The organism is Candidatus Uabimicrobium helgolandensis (assembly GCF_041508025.1).
GTDB classification, from domain to species: domain Bacteria; phylum Planctomycetota; class Uabimicrobiia; order Uabimicrobiales; family Uabimicrobiaceae; genus Uabimicrobium; species Uabimicrobium helgolandensis.
In genome coordinates this window covers 6,864,809-6,891,158 of the sequence record NZ_CP165719.1, presented here as the reverse complement: position 1 = coordinate 6,891,158, position 26,350 = coordinate 6,864,809, and the positions used below count along the sequence as shown (strand labels likewise).

The 26,350-nt window shown below is 34.4% G+C and carries 19 protein-coding genes; 15 read left to right on the top strand and 4 right to left on the bottom strand.

Translation table 11 applies throughout. From position 1 onward, the window contains the following. Positions 1 to 13 precede the first annotated feature (13 nt). The 15 genes from rpoD (at position 14) to UABHE_RS25540 (ending at position 21,207) form a co-directional block, all read left to right on the top strand. Positions 14 to 1,651, top strand: a complete 1,638-nt coding sequence (rpoD, locus tag UABHE_RS25610; protein WP_372366155.1) for an RNA polymerase sigma factor RpoD — start codon at positions 14 to 16, stop codon at positions 1,649 to 1,651. Positions 1,652 to 1,817: 166 nt separating this feature from the next. After that, on the top strand, positions 1,818 to 2,585 hold the full coding sequence (locus UABHE_RS25605; RefSeq protein WP_372366154.1) for a DUF4198 domain-containing protein: 768 nt from the start codon (positions 1,818 to 1,820) through the stop codon (positions 2,583 to 2,585). A 2-nt stretch (positions 2,586 to 2,587) separates the two neighbouring features. Then, positions 2,588 to 3,436: a sulfotransferase gene (locus UABHE_RS25600; protein ID WP_372366153.1), complete on the top strand. Its 849-nt coding sequence runs from the start codon at positions 2,588 to 2,590 to the stop codon at positions 3,434 to 3,436. Between the two features lie 93 nt (positions 3,437 to 3,529). After that, on the top strand, positions 3,530 to 4,642 hold the full coding sequence (locus UABHE_RS25595; RefSeq protein ID WP_372366152.1) for an S-(hydroxymethyl)glutathione dehydrogenase/class III alcohol dehydrogenase: 1,113 nt from the start codon (positions 3,530 to 3,532) through the stop codon (positions 4,640 to 4,642). A gap of 9 nt (positions 4,643 to 4,651) precedes the next feature. Further along, a complete protein-coding gene (gene fghA, locus UABHE_RS25590) occupies positions 4,652 to 5,503 on the top strand; it encodes an S-formylglutathione hydrolase (protein ID WP_372366151.1) in 852 nt (283 codons plus the stop codon). A gap of 486 nt (positions 5,504 to 5,989) precedes the next feature. Further along, positions 5,990 to 6,280 (top strand): HU family DNA-binding protein, encoded by a 291-nt coding sequence (locus UABHE_RS25585; RefSeq protein ID WP_372366150.1) that lies wholly within the window; start codon positions 5,990 to 5,992, stop codon positions 6,278 to 6,280. A 402-nt stretch (positions 6,281 to 6,682) separates the two neighbouring features. Then, the gene (locus tag UABHE_RS25580; RefSeq protein WP_372366149.1) at positions 6,683 to 7,180 is read left to right on the top strand and encodes a thermonuclease family protein; all 498 of its coding nucleotides are present in this window, start codon (positions 6,683 to 6,685) and stop codon (positions 7,178 to 7,180) included. A gap of 5 nt (positions 7,181 to 7,185) precedes the next feature. Further along, positions 7,186 to 7,803, top strand: coding sequence for a tetratricopeptide repeat protein (locus tag UABHE_RS25575; protein ID WP_372366148.1), 618 nt, complete (start codon positions 7,186 to 7,188; stop codon positions 7,801 to 7,803). Beyond that, positions 7,804 to 8,172, top strand: coding sequence for a hypothetical protein (locus UABHE_RS25570; protein WP_372366147.1), 369 nt, complete (start codon positions 7,804 to 7,806; stop codon positions 8,170 to 8,172). A gap of 24 nt (positions 8,173 to 8,196) precedes the next feature. Beyond that, positions 8,197 to 9,252: a sensor histidine kinase gene (locus tag UABHE_RS25565; RefSeq protein WP_372366146.1), complete on the top strand. Its 1,056-nt coding sequence runs from the start codon at positions 8,197 to 8,199 to the stop codon at positions 9,250 to 9,252. Continuing rightward, positions 9,249 to 11,867, top strand: coding sequence for a protein kinase (locus UABHE_RS25560; protein WP_372366145.1), 2,619 nt, complete (start codon positions 9,249 to 9,251; stop codon positions 11,865 to 11,867). Before UABHE_RS25565 ends, UABHE_RS25560 begins: the two co-directional genes overlap by 4 nt. 1 nt (position 11,868) lies before the next feature. Continuing rightward, the gene (locus tag UABHE_RS25555; RefSeq protein ID WP_372366144.1) at positions 11,869 to 15,444 is read left to right on the top strand and encodes a WD40 repeat domain-containing serine/threonine-protein kinase; all 3,576 of its coding nucleotides are present in this window, start codon (positions 11,869 to 11,871) and stop codon (positions 15,442 to 15,444) included. A 150-nt stretch (positions 15,445 to 15,594) separates the two neighbouring features. Beyond that, positions 15,595 to 17,550 carry an acetate--CoA ligase gene (gene acs / locus UABHE_RS25550; protein ID WP_372366143.1) on the top strand — a complete coding sequence of 652 codons (1,956 nt, stop codon included), beginning with the start codon at positions 15,595 to 15,597 and terminating at the stop codon, positions 17,548 to 17,550. A 16-nt stretch (positions 17,551 to 17,566) separates the two neighbouring features. Next, the gene (locus tag UABHE_RS25545) at positions 17,567 to 18,994 is read left to right on the top strand and encodes an SMI1/KNR4 family protein (RefSeq protein ID WP_372366142.1); all 1,428 of its coding nucleotides are present in this window, start codon (positions 17,567 to 17,569) and stop codon (positions 18,992 to 18,994) included. A gap of 101 nt (positions 18,995 to 19,095) precedes the next feature. Further along, positions 19,096 to 21,207 (top strand): protein kinase, encoded by a 2,112-nt coding sequence (locus tag UABHE_RS25540; protein ID WP_372366141.1) that lies wholly within the window; start codon positions 19,096 to 19,098, stop codon positions 21,205 to 21,207. A 189-nt stretch (positions 21,208 to 21,396) separates the two neighbouring features. Here UABHE_RS25540 and UABHE_RS25535 read toward each other — a convergent pair whose 3' ends face one another. The 4 genes from UABHE_RS25535 to UABHE_RS25520 are packed head-to-tail and all read right to left on the bottom strand — an operon-like array spanning position 21,397 to position 26,327. Next, entirely contained in the window at positions 21,397 to 22,353 is a 957-nt protein-coding gene (locus tag UABHE_RS25535; protein WP_372366140.1) for a serine/threonine protein kinase, read from the bottom strand. An 8-nt stretch (positions 22,354 to 22,361) separates the two neighbouring features. Continuing rightward, positions 22,362 to 23,036 (bottom strand): VTC domain-containing protein, encoded by a 675-nt coding sequence (locus UABHE_RS25530; RefSeq protein WP_372366139.1) that lies wholly within the window; start codon positions 23,034 to 23,036, stop codon positions 22,362 to 22,364. Between the two features lies 1 nt (position 23,037). After that, a complete protein-coding gene (locus tag UABHE_RS25525; RefSeq protein ID WP_372366138.1) occupies positions 23,038 to 25,659 on the bottom strand; it encodes a right-handed parallel beta-helix repeat-containing protein in 2,622 nt (873 codons plus the stop codon). After that, positions 25,659 to 26,327 (bottom strand): DUF4956 domain-containing protein, encoded by a 669-nt coding sequence (locus UABHE_RS25520; protein ID WP_372366137.1) that lies wholly within the window; start codon positions 26,325 to 26,327, stop codon positions 25,659 to 25,661. The genes UABHE_RS25525 and UABHE_RS25520 overlap by 1 nt, the downstream gene beginning before the upstream one ends. Positions 26,328 to 26,350: the final 23 nt, after the last annotated feature.

The window sequence follows — 26,350 nt, the reverse complement described above, 5'->3', positions numbered from 1 at the left end:
GGAGAATTCTTCTATGGAAAAGGTCGTTGATTCCGACTTGAAAGCTGTTTTAGAAACAGGAAAACAAAAAGGATTTCTTACTTACGACGAGTTTAATGACTTGCTTCCAGATGAGGACCCAGAAAAGTTAGACAACATTTTGATGACTCTTGATGAGCATGGAATTGAACTAATCGATGAAGATAGTACTGATATCAGTTTAGATCGCGATCTTAGAGAAGGCGATGAAGAAATTGATGAAGAAATGATCATCGAAGATACTTATAGTGAGCGTATTGACGATCCTGTTCGTATGTACTTAACCCAAATGGGTGAAATTCCGCTTTTGAAAAGAGAAGAAGAAATAAAATTAGCAAAAAAAATAGAACTTACAAGAAAGCGTTTTCGCAAAAAAGTACTGGAGTCAGAAGTTTCACTAGAGGTTGCTCTTGAGATACTTATTGATGTACAAAACGGTGAGTTGGCTTTTGACCGAACTCTTCGAGGTAACAATACTCTTGAACTCAAAAAAACCGATATGGAGTCTCGTCTTTTTGAAAATATAGAGACTTTAGGTAAAATGTTAGAAAAGAACAGAAAAGATTTTAAAGAGTATTTGAGTAGTAAGCCTCTGTCTTCTGAGAGAACAAAATTAGTAAAACGAATCAGAAGCCGCAGAAAAAAAGGTGTTATTCTCTTAGAAGAATTGGGATTACAAACCAAAAAAATACGTCCGATGATGCAAGAACTACAAAAACTATCGCGTAAAGTACAATCGTGTTTACGCGAATTAAAAGAAATCGAAGGAAATCGTCGGCGAACATCAAGAGTAAAAAAACTCAAAAAAGATCTAGAAGAACTGTTATTCAAGACAAGAGAAAGCCCAGAAAAGCTAAAACGACGCGTGGAGCAAGTAGAGGAACGATACGAAGAGTATGAAAGTGCAAAACGCAAATTGTCTAGTGGTAACTTAAGACTTGTAGTTTCTATTGCTAAAAAATATCGAAACCGAGGTCTAACATTTCTCGATTTAATTCAGGAAGGCAATACCGGTTTAATGAAGGCCGTTGAAAAATATGAATACCGTCGAGGATTCAAGTTTTCAACATACGCAACATGGTGGATTAGGCAAGCAATAACCAGATCAATTGCAGAACAAGCACGAACGATTCGTATTCCTGTACATATGATCGAAACGATGAGTAAATTGCGTAATGTGTCTAAGAAATTAATTCAGAAAAAAGGTCGCGAACCAACCATTGAAGAGATTTCAAAAGAAACAAACATCTCCATTGATGAAACAAAACGCGTGATGAAAATAGCGAAGCTCCCTATTTCATTAGACCGCCCAATTGGAGAAAGCGATGATTCTTACTTTGGAGATTTCATCGAAGATGAAGGAGCTGAATCACCTGTTACAGCAGCCACACACGAAATGTTGAAAGACAAAATAGAAAGTGTTTTGCAAACGTTAACATATCGCGAACGCGAAATTATCAAATTGCGTTACGGTATAGGTGATGGTTATACATACACATTAGAAGAGGTGGGAAAACTATTTAACGTAACTCGCGAACGCGTTCGCCAAATAGAAGCAAAAGCCGTACGAAAACTACAACACCCTGTACGTGCTCGGAAATTAGAAGGCTTTTTAGATCGCGATCATCTATAAGATGAGTTATGGAAATAGTAGGATACTCCTATTTCAAATTGTGTTATAAAGTTTTATTACAAGAGGGGAATTTCCCCTCTTTTTTTATGAATTGGTTGATAAGCTATTATTGATTTACACTAGTACTGATAAATGTTGACACATCCTAGGTGAAAGGTAACAAATAATGATTAAATGTTGCTTGCTATTTTTTTTGGGCTTATGCACATTTCTTAACGCGCACACATTTTGGTTACAACCATCTTTTTATACACCAAATTTAAATGATATTACTAAAATAAAAATTTTTATTGGTCATGTAACAGAAGCTGAAGAGTATACAAGGAACCCTTACCATATCAAAAAATTCCTGTTAAACCATCAGCAAAAAAGCACGCCAATTGTTGGTATTGATGGACGTTCTCCTGCTGGTTTTTTTAGAACAGCAAAAGAAGGGTGTTATACTGTAACTTACGAAAGCTTAACAAGTTTGTCGTCTCTCCCCGTAGAACGGTTCCAAGAATATCTCAAAAAAGAAGTATTGACTGATGTTGATATTCCCAAAAAGGAGATTATTCACGAATATTATTTACGTTGCGCAAAAACACTTATCCAAGTTGGAAAAGAAAAAAAATATCATCCTTGTAAAGTAGGTATGCCTTTAGAATTAGTTTGTAAAAACAATCCCTATGATCTTGCAGAATCTGAAGATCTTAATATACTGCTATTACATAACGACAAACCTGTTGCAAACCATAAACTGCGAATTATATCTCTAGAAGATTATTCGGAAACGGTGATGAAAACGGGAGATAATGGTGAAGCTAAGCTTAAGCTTATGTCTGGAAAATGGTTAATTGCAGCTATTATTATAAAAAAACATATGGCTACTCCCAATATTGATTTTGATAGTTTTTGGGCATCTGCTAGTTTTTCTATTCCAAGCAAAAAGTAAACATGATACAGAATCCTATTTTTATTGTTGGTTGCTCGAGATCGGGAACATGTATGTTGGGGGAAGTTCTAAAAAAACATCCTCATATTCACTGTTTGATTGAATATCCTACAACTTTCAAATATTCACAGTATCTGTGTTTTCATAGTGAAATTCACAATGATCTCTTAACAAGAAAACATGTTAAATATTTATATAATAATGCTTGGAAAAAAACATGGCGCAAGTGTCAAAAGTGTTCTTCGGGGTGTCAAAAAATTCAATATCGCAGACATGGCATATTCTCTCCTTGTTATATTCCTGTAAATATTAAACGTTACGCTGATAAATCCCACTCAAATTTAATCAATGTAAATCTACTGCGCGAAGTTTTTCCTCAAAGTCAATTTTTACATATCTATCGCGATGCGCGCGATGTTGTTACTTCTATGCTACACTATGACCGATTGACTAGACGCTTTTCAACAAAGATAAAAGTAGGAAAAGATTCTTCTTGGCCTCAGCCTTGGTACGGAATAGAAAGTAAGAAGCATTTTTTCGAGTGGCAAGAATGGAGCCTAGCAAAAAAAATGGCTCATGCTTGGGAATCTCGTATTCAACAAGCCAAAAAACACCAAAAAAATTTTTCAAAGTCTTCATGGTTAGATATTTGCTATGAAAATTTATTAGAGCAGCCTGCGACAACAACACAAAAAATATTTGAGTTTTTAGAACTCGATTATTTTCCGCAAACACATTCTCACATCTATAAAGAAAATAGTGCAAAATGGCAGTCGTTTTTACAACCACAACAACTATCAGATATTTTAGAGAATTCTCCTTCTCTTCATGATTTGGGCTACCTACCATAATTTTATTTTGCAAAAATTACAATCAGTAGTATTATAAATTTCATAAAAATAATAATGCCTCTGTATTCAATAAATCATCTTTGGAGAAATAAAATGAAAATACGTGCTGCTGTTGCATGGGAAGCGAAAAAACCTTTAGTTATAGAAGATATAGATTTAGAAGGTCCTAAAGAAGGGGAGGTTTTGTTAAAAATGGTGGCAACAGGTGTTTGTCATACAGATGCTTATACTCTTTCAGGAGCTGATCCCGAGGGGCTTTTTCCTTGCGTATTAGGTCACGAAGGAGGAGCTGTTGTCATGGAAGTTGGAAAAGGTGTTACTTCTGTGGCAGAAGGTGATCATGTAATTCCTCTTTACACACCAGAGTGCGGAAAATGTAAATTTTGTACGTCGGGAAAAACGAATCTATGCCAAGCAATTCGGTCTACTCAAGGAAAAGGCCTTATGCCTGATGGTACGTCGCGGTTTTCTAAAAATGGCAAAACCATCTACCACTATATGGGGACATCTACATTTGCAGAGTACACTGTATTACCTGAAATTGCTGTAGCAAAAATCAATAAAGAGGCTCCTTTAGATAAAGTTTGTTTACTTGGTTGTGGTGTGACCACAGGATTAGGGGCGGTATTTAATACGGCGAAAGTAGAGCCAGGATCAACAGTTGCTGTGTTTGGTTTAGGAGGTATTGGCCTTAGTGTAATTCAGGGAGCAGTGATTGCCAAGGCAAAAAGAATTATCGCTGTTGATATCAATGAGAGTAAATTTGAGTTTGCGCGGCAGTTGGGAGCTACGGACTGTGTAAATCCTAAAAAATATGACGAATTAGTTCAAAATGTTATTGTTGATATGACTGATGGTGGTGTGGATTATTCTTTTGAATGTGTAGGTAATGTGAACTTAATGCGTTCGGCTCTTGAGTGTTGTCACAAAGGTTGGGGAGAATCTATTATTATTGGTGTGGCAGGTGCAGGACAAGAAATTGCGACGCGTCCTTTTCAATTAGTAACAGGTCGGGTGTGGCGTGGTACTGCATTTGGAGGAGTAAAAGGAAGATCGCAATTACCAGAGTATGTTGAAATGTACTTACGCAAAGAAATCAACGTCGATGACATGGTTACTTATAACCTACCGTTTGCAAAAATCAATGAAGCTTTTGACCTTATGCATGAAGGAAAAAGTATTCGTTCCGTAATTTCTTTATCTTAGAGGATAGACATGACTGCTATAAAATGTACAGCTTCAAAAAATTGTTTTGGTGGTGAAGTAAAGTTTTTTCAACATTTTTCTTCCAGTTGCAATTGCGATATGAATTTTTCTATTTTTTTACCCCAAGGAGCGAACTCTGAGGATCCATTACCTGTACTTTACTGGTTATCAGGGCTAGAGTGCACAGAGAAAAATTTTATGGAAAAAGCTGGCGCTCAACGTTATGCAGCTGAACACAATTTGGTTATTGTTGCGCCAGATACTTCTCCACGAGGATGTAATATCGAAGGAGAAGATGACTCTTGGGATTTTGGTAGTAGTGCAGGATTTTATGTTAATGCTACAGAAGCTAAATGGAAAAAACACTATAATATGTATGACTATGTAGTAAAAGAGTTACCTGATATTATCACAAAAAATTTTCCTGTTAGTGGTAAAAAATCTATAAGTGGTCACTCAATGGGGGGACACGGTGCTATGATGATTGCTCTAAGAAATCCAGAAGAGTATTGCTCTGTTTCAGCGTTTGCCCCTATTTGCGCACCAAGTCTTTGCCCTTGGGGCGAGAAAGCATTGAGTGGTTATCTCGGTTCTGATAAAAATACATGGAAATTATACGATAGCAACTCTCTTGTTGAAACCGCTACTGTTAAAATAGATATTCTCATTGAAATGGGAGCAAATGATCCTTTTCTCGACCGCGAATTATATCTCGATACATTTCACGAAACGTGTCAAAAAAATGAGTATCCTCTAGTTGCAAATATTCGCGAAGGTTATGATCATAGTTATTACTTTGTTGCTTCTTTTATCGAAAATCACATCGAATATCATGCAACGCGTTTAAATCCAACATGTTAACTAAAAATTCACTATTTAGGTTTTCCTATAATGCGAGATATTTTAGGAAGTAGGATTCTGAAAGTATAGTTTCGCAATTAAAAAGTAACAAAACTAATGCCTGAAGTAGCCAAATTATAAGGAAGATAAATGCCGAGGCGCTCTTAGAACATTTCTACTAATAGTTTTTGAAAACTATCGAATTTTTCTGTTGACTAAACGATGTAAAACAATATAATGATTACATTTACAAAATGATATTTTAATATCTGGCTAAAGTTTTCGACTGCAGCACCACTGTGGTAGTTTACTTTAGCCTATTTTTATTATAGGCTGAGTAAAGCAAATTTTAAAAAGGTTTAGCTGACTCTTTACTTTTAGGCGCACGCCAAAGCTATGCTTTCTAATATAAAACTAAAGTTTAGTCTAAATTGCTTAAAGTGGCTTTCAAGGTACTAGGTACAAATAATTTTCTTTTCCATGCTTTGAAATTTAGAAAGGCAAAACATGGCAACTGTGACGAAAAAACAGCTGGTTGAGAGAATTTCTGTTGAAACCAAGCAAACAAAAGTAGGTACCAAAGATACGATTCAACGATTTCTAGACTGCATTACTGAGGAATTAGAAAAAGGAAATAGAATCGAATTGCGAGATTTTGGCGTATTCCAAGTAAAGGAACGTGCTTCTAGAGTGGGAAGAAACCCAAGAACAGGTGACACCGTAAAAGTCCCTTCTAGAAATGTTGTTACTTTTAAAGTTGGACGCAAAATGAAGCTAAATGTTGGTAGTAGTAGTTAACAACTTACTACAAACTATGACTTCTTCCCGAAGTCATAGTTTATTACCGCAAAACAACCCACCACAAAACAACCCATCATTACCGACGAGCATTTTTATTTTATTATTGCTCAATACTCTTGTTTTTGTATATAATGAGTAAGATGTTAGCAACTAGATATTAGGGCTAGTTCCTGTTTTTCTATTTTTAGAATTTGGTTATGTTAAACAGGTATTATCAGCATTTGTCTTCCTTAGAATTTGACTCTTTTAGAGATTAGCTTTGTTACTTTTAATTGCAGAGTGTGACTTTGTGTTTTCAAAATGCCCGCTACTCCCTAAAATAATTCAGATTTTAATTTAAAACCTAAATGTTGACACGCCTTAGCGTTTTACAATAAATATTTACAGCTGGTAGGGTAAATGAAAACAATAATTTATATCTCTATACTGTGCTTGTTTGTATCATGTGGTCCTGCAGAAGTTCATGTTTACAATGACAAACCTCAAGAAAAGGTTGTCGAAAAAACAGAACTCATACAAGTGAAAAAAGTTATTAGTGGTGACACTATTGAGCTGGAAGACGGACGTATTATAAAATATATTAATGTTTCGGCTCCTAAAAAAGGCGAAAAGTTCTTTGATTTAGCAAAAGACGCAAACACTTTATTGGTGATTGATAGAGCTAAGAGTCGAGTTCTTTTAGAGTTCGGAGATAAAAAACGCGACAAAAATGGTAATCATTTAGCATATGTCTTTGCACCAACGCCGATGCTTCATTACTGTTTTGTGAATAAAGAACTTGTAGAATATGGCTACGCAAAAGTCGGAGGACCTTCTATTAACTCGAAGTATACAGACTTATTTTTGTCTTCGGAAAAAAGTGCTAAAACAAAACAACTAAATATTTGGAAGCCTTAGTCGTAATGAGCAAACAAAATAAAAAAATCGCAAAATTTTATAAAGAAGGTACTTCGCTTTTTGCAGAACAGCAGTATGAAAAAAGTCTGAAGTCCTGGCAGCAAATTTTGGAACTAGAACCAAACAACCATCGAGTATATGTTTATCTTGGGATGGCGTATTTTCATTTACAGCGCTACGAAGAATCTGTAAATGCATATGAAAAAGCAATCGAAATTGAACCATCGTACTCAAAAGCATATAACAATTTGGGCAATGCTTATCGAAAACGAGGAAGATTTGTTCAAGCAGTAAACGCATATCAAAAAGCAATAGATTTAGATCCTGAAAATACCTCTTACCGTTACAACCTAGGAATTACTTATTACGATGTAAACGAACATCAACAAGCAATAAACGAATTTAAGAGAGCTCTCGAAGTCGAAAATATGGACGGTGAAATCAGGAAAGATCTCGTAAATGCTTATTATCGATTAGGATCATACCAAGAGGCATTAGATTGTTTACATGAGTATTTAGAACTTGTTCCAAATCCTTCTGATTATGTAGAAATTCGTGCTAGAATAAGTCTATTAAAAACATCTATTCGCGGCATTGATGTTATCAACAGCATTGGTAATTAAATGGACTGGGAAGAAGTTAGAGAAGAATGCATTCGCACAGGTGAGTTTATCACTATTTCAAAAAAAGATGTACAAGAGTTTCCCTCTTTTTTTGAAGAAACAAATATGGGATTGTCAAAAGGTGAGTTAAAACAGTTTCGAGATAACAGACCAACACAAAGTTTACATATTCACGAATTTCCAGATTATTATGTTGCTCATGTTGACTTGTTCAATCCTAAATTCCATCCTGTTGCTCATGGAATATTAGATACACCTGGTATCGCTTTAACACTAGTTGGTGGTGCTATATCAGTATATTTTCTGACAAAAGCAATAAAAAAATATGATTTAGTTCCAATGAAATATGAACATCGTGATCAATTATAAATTCAGTATTTCGAAAGTTGAATTATGGCAAAGACAACTTGTTGTCTTATTCTAGAGCATGATCCCATTACAATAAAACAATACAATAAATTCATTCCTTCTAATATTGATATTTGTTTTATTGACGATGAATTGACCGTATTTAGAAAAATACCGTCTTTATCCCCAACATTTATCATTTTTAATACTTCGTACGTAAAAAAGCCCATTTCCTTTATCAACAAGATAAAAAAAGTAATCCCTAATGTATTTTTAATTGTGTGCAGTTCAAATTCCTCTGTTCGCGAGGCTGTATTTTTTTTAAAACATGGGGTACATGATTATTTTTCAATTCCTCTTGTGAAAGACGATTTTCAATTTTCACTTTCGCAGATTTTACAAAGTGCTAGTAAACAAAGTATCGACTTAAAACAGTCAAACAAGCTTGTATTTTTGGGGGAGTTAGCCGCAGAAATTGCGCACGACATACGAATTCCTTTGTCATGTGTTAGCGGGTTTATATCGTTGTTTCTCGGGTTTTTAAAAAAACCGAATATCTCAGTTGAAGAACTCAAAAATGTATCTCATTATCTTGATAAATCTATAGAGGAAACAAAGAGATGTCAAAAAATACTTAACAATCTTTTGATGTTTTCAAAAAAAGAAAATTTTACTCACTTTTGTTTAATGGATATTATTGAGAAAATTGAATCTTTAATTGCACAAGATCTAGTAGAAAAAAAAGTAGAACTTAAAATACAAATGAATCCAGAGTTACAAGTGTATGGTAGTCAAGAAAAATTACACCAAGTTTTACTCAATCTTATTAGTAATGCTAAAAACGCAACAACGAATGGCTCTATTACCATAAAAGCAACAATAAACGATGTTGTTAAAATTTTTGTTGAAGACACAGGGCGTGGAGTAAAAGAAGAAGATCTAGATAAAATTTTTAATCCATTTTATACAAAAACAGAGCAAGGAACAGGTTTGGGATTGTCTATTGTGAAGAAAATCATAGAAGAACACCAAGGCTCTATTTCTGTAAGAAGTCAATTAAATACAGGAACGACTTTTATCATCGAGCTTCCAATAAAATGAAAGATTTAGAAAAAATGTACGCCATTTCAGGGCGTATTAGTATAAAAAAAGGTGATATTCTCGCAGGAAAGTACCAATACGTTAAGAAATTAGGTATGGGGGGAATGGGGGCTGTTTGTTTAGTTTCTGATATTAAAACACAACAACTTCTGGCAATGAAGTATTGTCTTTCTGAAGATCATATGGATCGATTTGAAAGAGAAGTTCTTGCATGGCTGCAGTTAGGACACCACCCTAATATTGTTTCTGCTATATATTTTGACCGTATTAACAATAAACCTACTTTGTTTATTGAATATGTAAAAGGTTCTGTGCTAAAAGAGGTTATCAAACAAAGTCAAAAAGAACGAGAAGAATTATACCTTGAAAAAGTTTTGGACTATGCCATTCAAATTTGTCGTGGAATGGATCATCTTCATGAAAAAGGAATTATTCATCGTGATTTAAATCCCAAGAATATTATTATTCAAGAAGAAGAGGGACGATTTGGGGTAGTTAAGATAACTGATTTTGGGCTATCAAAACTGAAAGTTCTGCCACGCAAAAGCAAAAGCACTAAGATGAGTGGTCGGCACTTGGTTTCAAAAATAGAACTTACTGAAACAAATCAAGTACTCGGCACTCCTCAATATATGTCACCTCAACAATACACATCAAGTAAAGAAGTCAATGAGTCGACTGATATATATGCCTTTGGTTTAATTCTTTATGAAATGATTAGTTGTGGAAAATTCCCTTTTGAAGCAAATTCAACTACTGGATGGTTACATGCCCATTTATATCGCACACCAAGACATATAAAAAAACAATCTGTTGTCAAAATTTCTTTATTTAACCATAAAACGCGTAACGAATTATATGAATTGGTTATGAAATGTTTAGCGAAAACAAATAAAGAGCGACCTGGAAACTTTGCTGAAATAGAAAAGCAGCTCGAAACAATTTATGAGCAGTTATGTAAAAAAAGCTATCGACGTTCTAAAATTTCAGCGTCTGTATTGTCGAAGTGGGAAGAAGAGAATAACAAAGCTGTTTCATTATTAAAAATAGGCAGTGAACATGTGAAGGAAGCAACTAGTATACTGTCATATATACATAAAGAAAGTCCTGATTATCTATACGCGCATTTGAATTTGTTGCTACTGCAATTAAAAACAAAATCATTTTCTTTAGAAGAATTTTGGCTAGAGGCTAACCAAGTTTTGCAAGAAACATCTGACACTAGTAAAGTTATTGAGATTATGGTGGGTGGAGCTCTTGAAAAGCGCACTAATATGCAAAAATCGTTACAGCTTTTAGAACAAGTGCAAGATATTGAAAATTTTCCTAGTTTAGCTCGTAAAAAAGCCAAGTGGCTCTTCTTAAAAGGTGAATTTTCCAAAGCATTAAAACTATTCGAAATGCTTTGTGAGAAAGATCATGCAACTGTTGATGATTTTTACAATCGTGTAGGGGCTATGATTTATTGCGAAATACGGAAAGATACGTGCCAAATAGTTCCTAAGGCAGATAAATTTAGTTTGGTGATTCCTCAAGAATTGCGACAAAAAGCGTGGAATATTTTACGCTTAGGGGAAAAAAAGTGTGGTGTAAACGATGCATTGGAACGTGCAAAAGATATTATTGCTGGAGGCGAGGTCCCCAAAACGCCTTTTTGGCATGAATATGGCCAACTAAAAGGTCACAAAAAATCTATTAACAAAATTATTATTACGCCTAACAATAGAAATGTAGTTTCTGTTGGAGAAGATCGTTGTGTTAAAGTTTGGGATGTAGCGAATAAAAAACTGATTTATGAGCTTCGATTAGATGTAGATATTACAAGTATAGCAGTTACTCCCGATGCATACCAAGCAGCTTTAGGTTTGAAAAATGGAGAAATTCATTTATATAGTTTGCAAAAGAAGACTTTGCAAAAGAAGATTGTTGCTCATAAATCTATGATTGTAGGGCTGTCTTTTTGTTACAATGAGTCTAAGCTTATTTCATGTGATGGTAAAGGCGAAATAAAGCATTGGGATTTGCGAGAGTTGGTTAAGAAAAAAAAACTTTGGCATTTAAGAGGAGAAAAACCGGAAAAAAAATACTCAATGCAAACTGAGCTATCGACTTTGGGAGTTAACTTATCCGGATCGCTTGTCATTGCAGGTGGTAGTGATGGCAATATTTACTTTCTTCCCAAAAAGCAACAAAAAAACCTAAGTAAAATAAATGCTCATACGCGCGAAATAAACAAGATTTTGATTTCAGCAAACGAAAAAATAGCGGTCTCGATGTGTAAATTTCCTCCGCATAATTTGATATTGTGGAATTTACGTAATCAAGGAAAAATACATTTTTCTTTAGAAAATATAACGAGTATTGCGATTACGGGTGATGCAAAATATATACTTGTTGGCACTGAAGAAGGATTTATTGATGTTTGGAATGCGATAAAAAAAATAAAATTATTAAGAATAGAAGCCCATAATAATTCGATTTGCGACATGGCTATTACTGCAGATGCAAAAATGGCAGTATCAGGAGCAAGTAATGGAGCTATTACTTTGTGGGCAAACAATTATGTGTGGCCAATTCAATTAGAACAACATTATTTGAAGAGTTCTGGGATTTGATATGGATCAGAGAAGTCAATGCTTGGCATATTTTGCTAAAAAACTAAATTATATTACTCGTGAATCTTACGAAGAGACTGTGTCTTCTGAAGTAAGTTTTGAAGAGTTTTTAATCCAAAATAAGATTAGTTTAACTAATCAACAAATTTATGGATTATTATTTATATTTGTAAAGCACTGTATATTAAAACATTGCCAACAATTAAGTTTTTTAGATGAAGATATTTGTAAAAATCTTTTACAAGAAAAACTTAATAATCTTAAAAGCCGCGAAGCGTCTTATACACTACAGTGTACTACGAAGTCTCATATAACTACAGAGCAACTACAAAAAGCAATAGAAAAACTACTAGAGCAAAAAATTCTGAATGCTCAAGAACTAGATATTCTTAAAAACATCTATCGAGATATGAATATCTCTGATGTATCTAATTTGTCTGAAAATGATGTTAATAAAGCGCGCCATACGCGAAAATTAAGAAAGCAAACCACCTCTATCCAAGAGACAGCGACTGAACAAGAGATTATTGTCCCTAACAAACAGTTTAAGCTCAATACTACTGGAAAAATTCCTACGCGGCAAATTGGCCCGTATCGTGTTTTAGAAGAAATCGGTACAGGAGGAATGGGAAAGGTATACAAAGCGTACCATCCTCAAGAAGATAAAACGGTTGCAGTAAAGGTAATGTTGCGGACCAGTGAAATATCTTCGCAGGAACGCAATCGCTTTTATGCTGAAGCACAATTAACAGCTAAACTACAGCATGATAATATTGTTAAAGTACACGATGTGAAAATGGAAGATGACATGGATTACATCGTTATGGATTTTGTTGACGGAGTACCATTGTCTTTGATTCTCAAAAATACAAAATTATCTCTAAGACGCTCTCTTGAAATTGTTAAAGAAGTTTCGCTTGCTATGGATTATGCTCACAATAAAGGAGTTATACATCGTGATTTAAAACCGAGTAACTTAATGGTTAACAATCGCACAGGGCGTCCTATTATTATGGACTTTGGTTTAGCTAAAAATACAGAATTGTCGACGGAAGTAACCAAAACGGGAGCTATTCTCGGAACACCACGTTATATGGCTCCTGAGCAAGCAAGTGGAAAAAACAAAATGGTTGGTCCTGAAACAGATGTTTATGCACTTGGAGCAATTCTTTATCTTATGGTTTCTGGAGTTCCTGCTGTTCGCGGAGATAATCCTGCTAAGATTATTTACAATGTACTCCATGAAGATATTGCTTCTCCTAAAAAGTATAACAGTCGATTACCTGTCAAAGTCGAAACTATATGTATGACAGCATTACAGAAATCTCCTCAAGATCGTTACAATAGTGCAGGTGCTCTTGCTGAAGATATCGATCGTTACTTACAAGGGGAAATGCTCTCATCACCAGGTGTTACAATTTGGCAACAAAGTAGTAAAAAATTCAAAAAACATCGTCCGTTTATTTTATTTTTAATGCTTCTTGTGCCTTTAATCGCGATATGCGGTTTTTTGGTGTTTAAAGTGAGAGCAAGTGCAAATGAATTTCGCGATTTGCAACGTGTTTATAGTAAAGTCTCATCAGAAAAAAATATTGAGCGCCTTGAATCGCTAGGTGATTTGCAATGGGAAAAGGGTTTTTATCAAAGAGCTTGCTTACTTTATGCTAAGGCTTTGCAACATGCCGAAGAACAGGAAGAACATTTTTCTATAGCTAAGTTGCGTAAAAAACTTTCCTATCGCCACGGATTTACTCCTAAATGTAAAGAGATTCTTCATTTAAAAGAAAAAATAAACGCAATGGCCTTTTCTCCTACAACAGCACTTTTAGTTGCTGTAGGAAATAATGGGCAAATGACAGTGTTAAATAATATTGCACAGTCTAATTGGGATAAAGTAAGCACTCATTTATATGATATTGATTTCCATCCTAATGGTAAGATAATTATTGTTGCTGGAAAAACCCATATCTACTTATGGGACGTGGCTTCTGGAAAAATTATTAAGAAAATTACCAATCAAATACCTGTTATACAAGCAAAATTTAATTTTAATGGTGAGAAGTTTATTTCGCTAGATATAGAGAATAATATACGAATTTGGGACACTAATTCATTTTCTCCTATACGTCAAATTCCAACGATGACTCAAAAGCCAATGAATAAGGTGGTTTTTGATAAAACAAAAAATATTTTTTTTAGCACTGCTCAAGGCGGCTCGTTATACGCTTATGATTTAGAATCAAGTAAAGTAGTTCCTGTACGACTCCACGACTCTTCTATAAGACACTTGATTGCTAGAAAAAATTGTATTTTGAGTTCTAGTGAAAGAGGTACAGTAAAAGTATTCAGTCCAGCGCTTTACTACAAGTTGATTCTACCTAGTCTTGGGGGGCGTATCTATTCCATTGATATGGTAGAAAATGAACAATTATTAGCTCTAGGAACACAAGATAACAAAATTCATATATATAATACATACCGAAAAGATGTGGATTTTGTTCTTGAAGGGCATGAAGATGTTGTTACATCTATAAGTATGCACCAAGATGGTGAATACATGGCTTCTTTTTCTTTAGACCAGACTTTACGTTTGTGGCAATTTGATAAACAAAATTCTACAAATTTAATCCCTCAAAGAAATTATCCAGCTTCCGATATTGATTTTTTGACAAAGAAAAATCAATTTATTACATGTAACGGCAATGGTAATCTTGATTTCTGGGACCAAAATGGAAAACTAAAACAAACAATTAAAACCAAATTAGCCCGCTATGCTTTAGCTGTTCACCCTTCGCAAAATAAAGTAGCAACTTCTGGACTTATTGATGTCCAAGAATTTGATTTAAAAAATCGCAAAAAATTGCTTAGTTTTCGGGGAACTAACCAGCGTATATTCTCTTTGACTTACGTTGGAGACGATAGCCTACTTGTAACTGATAAAAACAATGCTTATGTTCGTTCATCTAAAAAACTTAAAAAAATATACACAGGAAATGCTTGGGCATATTCTAGTATCTACAATAAAAATACTAAAACATTTGCATATTGTGCTGGACGTATAGTTTCTTTGTGGAATGCGAAATCAATGAAAGAAATAGGTGTCATAAATGTTAAGACCGCTGGAGTTTTATCGATTGCTTTTAATGAGAGTGGTAGTTTGATAGCCACAGGGCTTACTGATGGGGCTATCAAAATCTGGTCGACTAAAGACTTCAGCTTGCAAAAAAATCTATTTTTTCATAATTACTTTATTCGCGACCTTGCTTTTTTTGGCGATAATGACTTGTCTGCAGTAGATGCACACGGTTTTCTTTCTCTTTGGGATGTTGAGCTCGACGTGTGCAAAATTTCATTAAAAAATCACAACGAAAATACAACGTGTGTGAGTTTTGGTGTAAATCAAAACATTGTTGCTTCTGGTAGTGAAGATAAAACCTTAATTATTCGCAAGTTTGCCACAGATCAAAACATTTTAGATTTATCGATAGCGAAACTAACAACATATGTTGAAAATAGTATGCAAATGCGTATCGATGAGTACCTCGAATTTATACCTTTAGATGGAAATTGGAAGTAGTAAGAAATGCATGAAATCATCTCGTGCTTCTTGTACAACTATAACGTTGTTATTATAAACCAACAGAACTATGGCTATGCTAAAATGCCTAGCTGAAAATTTTGTATTTTAGCTAGGTATTTTATTTTAACCACATCCCTAAGGGAAATCATGGAAAACGAAAACTTAAAAACAGTGTTAGAAGAGAAAAGAACATTTGAACCTCAAAGTAATTTTCAACAAAATGCTAAATTGCAATCAATAGCTGAGTACAAAGAAAAATATAAAAAAAGTATCGAAAATCCAGAAGAATTCTGGGCAGAAGCTGCATCTGAATTACATTTTTTCAAAAAATGGGATCGCGTTTTAAACGCAGATAATCCGCCTTTTTTCCGCTGGTTTGAAAATGCTAAAACTAACATCTGTTATAACTGTATTGATCGGCATCTGGGTAGCGCTACGCGCAATAAAGCAGCTATTATTTGGGAAGGTGAGCCTGGAGATGAGCAAGTACTGACTTATGCTGATTTAGCTCGTAAAGTGAACAAAATGGCGAATGGTTTGAAAAGTTTGGGAGTAAAAAAAGGCGATCGTATTGCGATATATTTGCCAATGATTCCCGAACTTGCTATTTCAGTGCTTGCCTGTGCCCGTATTGGCGCTGTACACTCTGTTATATTTGCTGGCTTTTCTGCCGAATCTATCCGTGATCGTGTTAATGATTGCCAAGCGAAAATTACTATCACTTCTGATGGAGCTTGGCGACGCGGTAAACATTTACTTTTAAAAAATATTGTTGATCAGGCTATAAAAAATTGCCCTTCTATAGAAAAAAATATAGTTATTAAGCGTTGTAAGACAGAACAGTTTGATTGCACAATGGAACCAGAAAAAGATATTTGGTATCACGACCTTGTTGAAAAATGTTCTATTCATTGTCCTGCCGAAGAAATGGATAGTGAAGATATGCTTTTCTTGTTGTATACAAGTGGAACAACTGGAAAGCCCAAAGGAATTATTCATACAACTGCTGGTTACATGCTATACAGTTATTACACTTCGAAATATGTTTTTGATTTAAAGCCAGAAGATGTTTATTGGTGTACTGCTGATATTGGTTGGATTACAGGGCATAGTTATATTGTGTATGGACCTCTCGCAAATGGTGCTACATGTCTTATGTACGAAGGAACTCCAAATACTCCACACAAAGGACGCTTTTGGGAATTAGTCGAAAAGTATAGCGTAAATATTTTCTATACTGCTCCTACCGCTATTCGCACTTTTATGAAGTGGGGAGATGAGTGGCCAAATAAATACGATTTATCTTCACTGCGTCTTCTTGGAACAGTGGGAGAACCAATAAACCCTGAAGCATGGATGTGGTATCATAAAGTGATAGGTGCGGAACGCTGTCCAATTGTAGATACCTGGTGGCAAACAGAAACAGGAGGAATGATGATTACTCCTATTCCTGGGTGTACAACGACAAAACCTGGTAGTGCAACTTTACCTTTTTTTGGTATAGATGCTTGTGTTCTCGACAAAAATGGCGAGGAACAAAATGCTGGTCTTCTTGCAATTCGTAAACCATGGCCGGGTATGTTACGTGGTATTTATGGCGACGAAGAACGCTTTAAACAAACGTACTGGTCTAAATGGAAAAATATCTATTTTCCAGGAGATGGTGCTCGTAAGGATGAGGATGGATATTTTTGGATTCTAGGACGAGTTGATGATGTCGTCAATGTTTCGGGGCATAGAATTGGTACAGCAGAGCTTGAAAGTATTTTTGTCTCTCATACTAAAGTTGCGGAATCAGCTGTCATAGGGATTGATCACAAAATAAAAGGACAGGCTATGGTTGCTTTTGTTTCTCTTAGAGAAGGGAACGATGGCAATGATGATCTCATAGAGGAACTCAAGAAATTAGTTGTTGAAAAAATAGGCAAATTTGCAATACCTGAAAGAATTATTTTTACAGCAGATTTACCTAAAACGCGGTCGGGAAAAATTATGCGTCGTTTACTTCGTGATATTGCAGAAGGACGTACTGTTGGTAATGTAACAACATTAGCTGATGCTAGTGTTATCGAAGCGTTAAAAGAAAAATACCAAGACGACTAAAATTCTAGTTAGAAATATGCAATACTTAAAAAAATATTTAAATGCACTTAAAAAACTAGATGAGGCATTTTTTTTATCAGGTGCTGATCTACACAAATACTCTTTGCATCTTGCTCTTACTGAGAAACAAGTAAGTGATATGGAAACAAAATATACTTCGTTTCCATATCACTATCGGACATTTCTGTTAGAATTAGGAAATGGAGGAGCAGGACCAGCTTACGGAGTATACACTCTCGAAAAATCGCTACACACAGTTCGCAATAATAATTGGTCTCTTTCGCAACCAAATCGCCTTACATTAGATAGTTACTATTTAGTGGGAGGTTTAACATCGCAAGAAGAGTTGAAGTGGATGTTTGATGGTTGCTTACCTATTGCGGATAGTGATTGTGGTAGTATATTCTTGCTTGTGCTTTCAGGTAAAAAAAGTCAGCAAGTATGGAAATATAATCACAGTAAGGGTGAGCTGCACAAAGATAGTGAAAATTTCTTAGAGTGGTACGAAAAATGGCTAAGCACTTGTTTAATTGCTGGAGCTGTTGCCGAAATTAAAAATCATTTTATGGCTTATGGTGAAGTGGATACTATCTGCGATGAGTATACCACCATTCGTTTGTATTTTGAAAAAACATTCAATGATTTTTCAAATGTGTGGATGCTCAATTTATTACTGCCAGTTGGTGATATCCATGCTTATGAAGCGCTAGGGTGGCTTTATTTGTGTGATGATCACAGAGATAAAGCTTCTCATTACTTTCATAAGATGTACGCAAGTCACGAAGAAAAAATAAAAGCTGCAGGAGCGCATGGACTTTGGGCGCTTTATATGCTAGAAGGTAATGTTCGCAAAGCTCTAAAAATAGGAGAGGTTGCACTCGCCTTGAGTAAATTTTGCGAACACCAAGCGCGTATTTATGAATTGCAGTACTCTCTTAGCTTAACATATGCTGTTGTCGGACAGAAAATACCGGCACTCAAAGCAGCGGAAAGTCTTATTGAAATATTTCCGATTATAGATGTCTCCTTTGAAATTCTTGCCGCTTTACACGTAAAATTTAAAGACAAAAGACTTGCTAAAGACAGTATTACGCGTCTTATCAGTAATAATCCTGTTCAAAAATCGCACTATGCTCGAAAACTATGGCATATATATAAGCAGATTGGTGCCGAAGAGTGGAGTTTTTGGATTGCACAACTCATTGGATGTAGAGATGAAAAGAAAATGTTACAACGCATGCAAGGAAAACGCGAAGAGCTACGCCGTACATTACAAAACAAGTATCAAAAAATATCAGGCTTTTTTTATGAGCAAATAGAAAAAGTTAATTATGTTGATGAGCTAGATCATTTAATAAATTTGGTTAATGAAAATGATACATTAGAAGATTTTGAAATACATTTACTACAGTATACAAATTGTACTAGTGAAAAAACATCTTAGAAATGTGATGTTAAAATAAGGGATGTTTGCTTGACTCTTTGCTTTTGAACGTAGCCTTGTTTTGCTAGCCCCAAAATTTTAAGTATTTTTTGAGAATACTCATGACAAATAATGATGACAAAAATCTTGACGAGACAAAAGCTTTAGGTAATAGCGATGATGTAAATTTTAGTCAAACAAAAACTTTAAAATTAGAGAACAAAAACAATAACATTGCTTTTGGAAATTATGTATTAGTTGAAGAGCTAGGGCATGGAGCAATGGGCATTGTATACAAGGCTTTTCATCGTTATTTTAAGCGATATGTCGCCTTGAAAATGCCAACGAAATTACAAAAAGATGATTTACAACGTTTTTTGCGCGAAGCAGAAACCATGGCGCAGTTAAAGCACTCTAATATTATTCATATTCATGAAATTGGTAGCTATAAGAATCAACCATATTTCACAATGGATTATATTGAAGGGCAAGACTTAGGGGCATTTTACAAAAAAAATACATTGTCGACAAAGCAGATTACATTACTTCTTATTGAAATTTGCGAAGCTATTTATTATGCCCATCAACAAGGAATTGTTCATCGCGATTTAAAACCCGCCAATATCATGATCAACCCAAATCGCAAACCAATTATTATGGATTTTGGATTGGCAAAAAACTTCAATGAGAATCAAAAACTATCCCAATCGGGCATGATTTTAGGAACAATCACCTACATGTCTCCAGAACAAGCCCAAGGAAAAAATCGCAAAATTGATGAACGTAGTGATGTTTATTCTCTAGGTGTTATTCTTTACGAATTACTTACTGAACGGGCACCTTTTATAAATGGTAGCTCATTTATGTTACTGCACGATATTGTAAATCGCCTGCCAATACCTCCACGAGAAATCAAAGCCAAGATTCCTAAGCCGTTAGAAAATATATGTTTAAAGTCTTTAAGTAAAAAACCTAAAGATCGCTATCAAAATGCAAAAAATCTGGCTGATGATTTAAAGAATTTTATCGAAGGCAAGAAAGTTGATATAAAACTGCAAAAATCTTTTTCGTTACATAGTAATAAAATATTATTACGAATACTTGCTTTTATTGTTGTTCTTTTAATTTTCGTTACTCTGATATATACCACGGTGTACTATAAAAATAAAGCGAACCACTACAATGTTACTACCCAAAAATATTTTAAAATATTAGCAGAGAATTACAATTTTGAAGGAAAGACATTAAAACAGATAATTTCGACTAATGACTTTAAAAAGTTAAAAGACTACTACGCATTTTTACGAAAATGCCGAAAAGTAAATATTGATTTGCATAGTATCGCTGCTTCTTATTTGTCGACGCTTGTTAATATAGAACAAAAACTTATAGATCTTGCAATTAAAAGATATGAAAAACAGAATGAAAGAAAATCTATTTCTTATATAGAAGATCTATATTGGTTAAATATTTATAATTCGAAAACTTTGGATTTACTTGCAAAAAACCTTTTTAAACGTAAGTTCGAAGAAGGAGATGATCTCAATGAATGGAAAGGTAAAATGGTAACGGTTTTCAAAAAGGCTTTTGATGAAAATCTTAAGGACTGTTGGCTACAGTTGTATTATGGTTACGCTCTTGTCAATATTGAAAATAATAATCGTGGCTTAAATACGATGAGAATCGCTATAAACAAAGAAAAAAAAGAGAATCGCGTTTGGATGCATTATTATTTGGCTAAAAGTTATAAGAAGCAAAAAAAATATAATGATGCACGCCAACATTACTCTTTAGCTATTGAACTAGATTTTGAAAAAAACATATGGCTGTATTTTTCTCGAAGCTCGTTGGATTATGAGAAAGCACGGAAAGAGAAAACTCCTATAGAAGATTTACCAATGGAGGACTGGGATATTATATACAAGAAAGTGTTAGAGAACAAAGGGCTAGATTATTTCAGTAAAACAACATTTTTTCAAAGATATATACAAATACTGATGGTCCAGGGTAAACTGAAAGAAGCTATGGACGTTTGCACTCGAGCGATTAGAATTCAAGAGAATGTATTTCAGTATTACTATTTTAGAGGACAAATTTGCGATCGAATGGGTGAGCGAGAAAAAGCGATTAAAAATTTTCGAAAATCACTAAGATTGATTAAGAAAAAAGATGACGATTGGCGAGAGGTTTTTGGTTTGGTAGATATTATGTACAACTATATACATTCTAAGTGAAAATCAATTAAAACAAGCAAAGGAACAGCTAATTTTATAAGTAATACAATAGCGTTAGTGATGGTATATTTGAATAAACGAAGTTCTCTGTCATATGGAGTGTGTATGTGAATATCTTCTATCTAAAAAGGAAATCTCAAATAAAGTTTCCCGATAATTACTGGCTTTATATATAGCAAAGATGTTGTTTTAAATCGACTTATAATTGTTGCGCATAGAATGTAACATTCCTTGTAGCTGTGGAGAGATTTGTCTTGAAGTTGTGATTTTATAATTTTGCGGTTCATCGTTAATATCATTGAGTAGTTTTTGGTGTAAATCAAAAAATAAGTCGGCGACAATGCCTGCATTTTCCCAACGAAATTGTGGAAGTTTAGACAAAGATTTTTCTACAATTTGAGAGATTTGTTCGTATGTTTGTTTTTGTTTATTTGTTGCATGAACAAAATCGAGAACACTACATATATCAAGGGGGTTATAGTTTTGGATTCTCTCAATGGTTTGGTATATGTTTTTTGTTTCAAAAGGAGAAGTATCTCCCCAGATAAAAAATTGGTATAGTACAGTCCCTAAGGAAAATATATCAGTTGTCCAGCTTATCTTACCTCTTGTTTGTTCTGGACTCATATAGGCATAGGTTCCTGTAATGTCATCGATTAAAGCTTCTCTGTCTTCTGCATTTTTTGCAATCCCCAAATCTACGATTTTAATTTCACCTGTTTGGATGTTGAGCATAATATTTTGTGGCTTTATATCGCGGTGAATGATTCCTCCTGTGTTGAGCACTTCAACACCACGTGCAATTTGATTGGCAATAGCTAGTTGACTAATTAGGCAAACGGAGTGTTTATTTTTACTTAGAATGTCTGCCAAAGTTTTACCATAAACGTATTCCAATACAATATACGCATAGTCTTCGACAACAAAAAATTGATGAGCTTTGACTAAATTAATATGCTCTACTCTTTGTAAAAAATTATACTCTTTTTGCATACTTTGTAGTTTATCTTCACAAAGAATTTGCACTTTTTTTATCGCCACTTTTTGAGAAGTTTTCATATCAAAAGCAATATAAACCACTCCTGTCCCCCCACTGCCAATGGGAGATACTAGCTGATAGCGATCTTGCAGTAAATGGTTTTTCATAATTCTACCTAAAACTCAACAAAATGTGAGATAGCGTGGGCGTATTTAGAATAACGTGTTAAACGAACATTAAATTTCTTTAGCATCTGTGACACCGTTTCATATGAGTTTTTAGCAAATTTCACTTCCATAATCACAATGTTGGGAATATTAAGTTTGGTTAACGTATTTGGTGTAGAGCGTGATACTTGCTCATACATTGTTTGCTTGTGGTCAACAGTTATGCGAATCTTATGTTCTAAATCGATATAATATTTACGATAATAACTATTTATAAGAGTCGGAAAATAGTATATCTCAAGCCATTTTTTGGCTTGCGGCTCTATCACTTTTTGCAAATTGCGCGTAATAGTACGCCAAGAATCATTCTTATTGTAAAATTCTTGTTTTGCCCTAAATATTAACTTTGATCCCAAATAATTGCTTTTCGTTTTTACTTGTAACTGACCTTCTTTGTTCAAAAAATGACTACCGTACCAACGATAACGCACTTTTGATCTCTTGCTTAGGCCAGTAAGATTATCACGATAGCAATCGAAATCAAGAGTGTCAAAATAAAGACTATTGACAACTCTTTCAGGATAATGCGCTTGGAAATGTAAAGGATGGAGACGTATATCCATTAAAAGTGTATGAAGCTGTGTTGCTGTAAGTAAAAACTTTAATTCATAACGATATTCCATATTATTGGTCTTTTTTCATATAGCCATCTTTATATATTTTGTCAATATCAATATCTTGAGAAACAACATCTTTGTTGTCTATATTAATCTCACTACCTGTTTGTGCTATTATTTTGTTATTGCCAATAAACTCTAATTGTTTTGCGATGATGCGTGCCCCTGCAAATTCGCTTTTTTTAATGTATGCCATGAGTGCGACATGTTTTGTATGGTGTAAAGTACTTCTTGAGATTTCTAAAAATGATGTATCTTTTACAGCGATTCCTGTTCCACAATTATGTATTTGGATGCCTTTTGCCTGCACATTACTTTTTTCTCCAAAAGAAAGCGCTTTGTCTTTGGCATTCTCTAAAAGAGTATTTTCTATTTTTATTTGTGATCCACTTGTATCAATAGCATCGCCAGTAATATCTTTAAAGTGACAGTCTTTAATACTACCTGTTGTAAAGTCTGCATCGAAAGCGTCTGAAACAGTATTGAATATGTTGACTTTTTGTAAAGAGAATTTCGCCTGCACAATATTTAATGCATCTTCGCAGTCGTTATTTTCCAATGTACTATTTCTAATATGAACATTGCTTTTGTAAAAAGTAATGGCCCCAGTTAATGTCCACTGTGAAAAATTATGTCCTTTGGTGTTTTTTATGTGTACATGTGACAATTGCGACTGTACTTTTGCATTCATCACAACAATACCTCGCCATTTGTTTTCTGCTGCTTGTAGATGAATGGGAGCATCTTTTGTTCCTAGACATAATAGAGCCCCATGAACTAAGAAACCAGCTTTCTCTGCAAAGTTTAATGTACATCCAGGTTCAATATGTAAATTGATTCCGTTGGGAAAAGCAATATAGTCTTTAACTACCCACTCACCTTTTTTTATGACAATACGTTTTTTATCAAGCGCTAAAAAAGCATTATTCTTTAGAATATCTGACAACTCTAATTGTGGTAAAGGAGATTTTTTCATCGTATTTGGATAGCGTACCGCTTTTATGTAATATTTTTGTTTATCGTTTTTAATTCTTGCCACAACAACTATTTGCTCTTGTGGTGAAAATTCATAGGGCACATTCCATTGTTGTGGGGTTTGTGCAAATAAAGTTGCTGGCAATTCGATAGGAAAAGATTGTGAAATTTTTCTCTTGGTTTGTATAGCCTCGATCTCAATAGGCACATTAATAATATTGTGAATTTCTATATGTTTTGCAGGACTTTTGACAAGATAAGCATGAAGTATTTGAGGGTAATAATGTTTTGCATTTATATTGTGTGTAGGCTGATATGTGGTAATATTATCTATAGTAATTTGCGACAAAGATTGTGCACGTTTTACTAAGTTGCTAAAAGAAAAATGTGCAATCATAGGCGAATCGACAAAGATAGTTTTTAAATATTGTTGTTCTTTTTTACGCAGTAGCTCGACGATATTGCCATTTACTATTTTAGGGATTATATTATGTAAATTACGTATATATTCTTTGCGCATTTTATTAGAACGCATCATATGCTGTGGAAAAGTAGCAAAGCGATGTTGAATGACAAGTAAGTCATTTGCTTGAATACTGTTGGCGTTAATATCAAAACTCACAGGTTCTATTTTGGTGGTGATAGGGTTGTAATAAAACCTCATGTTGTTCCAACGTAAACCGTGTAAGGTATTCCATATTTCATTGATCGCAAAAAATTTCCCAAAAAGTTCTAGATCAAAAACCTCTTCTGGCTCTAATTTACCTTCCAAAAAACCGCGAAATAAACCAATGGCATTATCAAAGTATTGTTGCAGAAGAGGATTTTTGGCAATGCGGCTAGGATGAAATGCTTTCAAAGTTGCTGTACTATAAGAATCATAAACCCCTTGAGGGTGACCTTTACGCGTGCTTTCCCATAATAAAGATTCATCAAGTCGAAATACAATACCTTCACGTCTTTGATTAAACTCTTGTATCTCTTTAGAGAAATGCTCTTCTACTGCCATGACGCCAATGTTTGAACCATTTATGTATGTTTCTACAAAAAAGTATCGAGGTGCTATAATACCCTCTGTACGCATGTGATCATGAATTAGTGCCTCTGCTTGATAGCCTTTTGTACGTGGTGCTTGGAGAGAGAAACGACGCATACCAAAAATATGTTTTCCTTCGCGTACTTTTATTCGCATAGAAAGTTTATTGCCTTTTAGATGATCTAGATCATCGCCTTTTAAACGTAATTTCACCGAGAATGTTTTGTTTTTGATCACTATCTTTGCAGGGACATAATCATCATCATTCTTGATCAGGCGACCGATGAAAAGGGCTTTACGGCGTTTTTTTTGCAACTTATCAAAATGCTTGAACTTAATATTTATATAGATTTTTGTAGCATTAGACGTTTGCAAGTAGCGACTAGGAGCTTTTACTAGAGTACGTAAAAAGTTTTTAGCTCCTACGGAAAAAGAATTGCTGCGTTGAGTAAAGCCTCGTAGTTGTAGTTCTCCTAACAAGGAGCTTCGGTATTTTATTCCATTATAGAAACCGATAAAAAATGTAAGAGCTGCTGTTAGTAAAAAACACAAGATAAATAGCCAGGGTTTTTTCTTTACTTTCGGTTTGCTTTTAGGTTTGTACGCGTTTATCTTCATTAGACACCTGGAATAGTCGTTTTATCGAGAAAAGAAATACCAATTTGCGGAAAATCAGTTTTTAGCTTTTGAATAAGAGACAATAGGTTATCGCTGTTTGCAATATTTATATAATAAATTACTTCTTCGCGCTCGTCTCGTGAATCAAAACGACGTAGATCACAATCACATATAAACTTTAAAAGACAATTTTGCAATTGATCGAGGTCAATATTGTGTGATTTTTCCCAATCCAACGAAAGAAAAAGACTTTGATCTTCACTGCGTTTCCATCTGATGGTAACGATAAGAATAATAGTTGTAGCAACAATAGTGGCAAGCCACTGATTTGCTCCCAAACCAAGACCTACAGCTATACACATAAATAAATACGCAAGTTCTTCCGGCTCTTTTATTGGTGTGCGAAATCTAACAATCGACAACGCTCCAACTAGACCTAAAGATAAAGCAATAGATGACTTTACGATGCTAATAATTAAAGTAGTAGTTAAAGTAATAAATACAAAAACTTTAGAAAAAGCAACGCGATTAGACAACGACATTCCAAAACGCTGGTAATGAATCTTTAAGGCCAAAGACAGCAATGTACCTAGTAATAAGCTAATTGTTAGAGAACGTAATGAAAAATCGATATTTTGTTGCAGAGAAAATATATCAAGTATAAACATTCTTACTCCGTATGTTGACATAT

Coding starts and splice junctions, on each gene's coding strand:
- UABHE_RS25605 (WP_372366154.1), top strand. CDS start 1,818: ATGATTAAATGTTGCTTGCTATTTTTTTTGGGCTTATGCACATTTCTT.
- UABHE_RS25520 (WP_372366137.1), bottom strand. CDS start 26,327: ATGTTTATACTTGATATATTTTCTCTGCAACAAAATATCGATTTTTCA.
- acs (WP_372366143.1), top strand. CDS start 15,595: ATGGAAAACGAAAACTTAAAAACAGTGTTAGAAGAGAAAAGAACATTT.
- UABHE_RS25540 (WP_372366141.1), top strand. CDS start 19,096: ATGACAAATAATGATGACAAAAATCTTGACGAGACAAAAGCTTTAGGT.
- UABHE_RS25580 (WP_372366149.1), top strand. CDS start 6,683: ATGAAAACAATAATTTATATCTCTATACTGTGCTTGTTTGTATCATGT.
- UABHE_RS25565 (WP_372366146.1), top strand. CDS start 8,197: ATGGCAAAGACAACTTGTTGTCTTATTCTAGAGCATGATCCCATTACA.
- UABHE_RS25570 (WP_372366147.1), top strand. CDS start 7,804: ATGGACTGGGAAGAAGTTAGAGAAGAATGCATTCGCACAGGTGAGTTT.
- UABHE_RS25525 (WP_372366138.1), bottom strand. CDS start 25,659: ATGAAGATAAACGCGTACAAACCTAAAAGCAAACCGAAAGTAAAGAAA.
- UABHE_RS25560 (WP_372366145.1), top strand. CDS start 9,249: ATGAAAGATTTAGAAAAAATGTACGCCATTTCAGGGCGTATTAGTATA.
- UABHE_RS25575 (WP_372366148.1), top strand. CDS start 7,186: ATGAGCAAACAAAATAAAAAAATCGCAAAATTTTATAAAGAAGGTACT.
- UABHE_RS25585 (WP_372366150.1), top strand. CDS start 5,990: ATGGCAACTGTGACGAAAAAACAGCTGGTTGAGAGAATTTCTGTTGAA.
- UABHE_RS25545 (WP_372366142.1), top strand. CDS start 17,567: ATGCAATACTTAAAAAAATATTTAAATGCACTTAAAAAACTAGATGAG.
- UABHE_RS25530 (WP_372366139.1), bottom strand. CDS start 23,036: ATGGAATATCGTTATGAATTAAAGTTTTTACTTACAGCAACACAGCTT.
- rpoD (WP_372366155.1), top strand. CDS start 14: ATGGAAAAGGTCGTTGATTCCGACTTGAAAGCTGTTTTAGAAACAGGA.
- UABHE_RS25555 (WP_372366144.1), top strand. CDS start 11,869: ATGGATCAGAGAAGTCAATGCTTGGCATATTTTGCTAAAAAACTAAAT.
- UABHE_RS25600 (WP_372366153.1), top strand. CDS start 2,588: ATGATACAGAATCCTATTTTTATTGTTGGTTGCTCGAGATCGGGAACA.
- fghA (WP_372366151.1), top strand. CDS start 4,652: ATGACTGCTATAAAATGTACAGCTTCAAAAAATTGTTTTGGTGGTGAA.
- UABHE_RS25535 (WP_372366140.1), bottom strand. CDS start 22,353: ATGAAAAACCATTTACTGCAAGATCGCTATCAGCTAGTATCTCCCATT.
- UABHE_RS25595 (WP_372366152.1), top strand. CDS start 3,530: ATGAAAATACGTGCTGCTGTTGCATGGGAAGCGAAAAAACCTTTAGTT.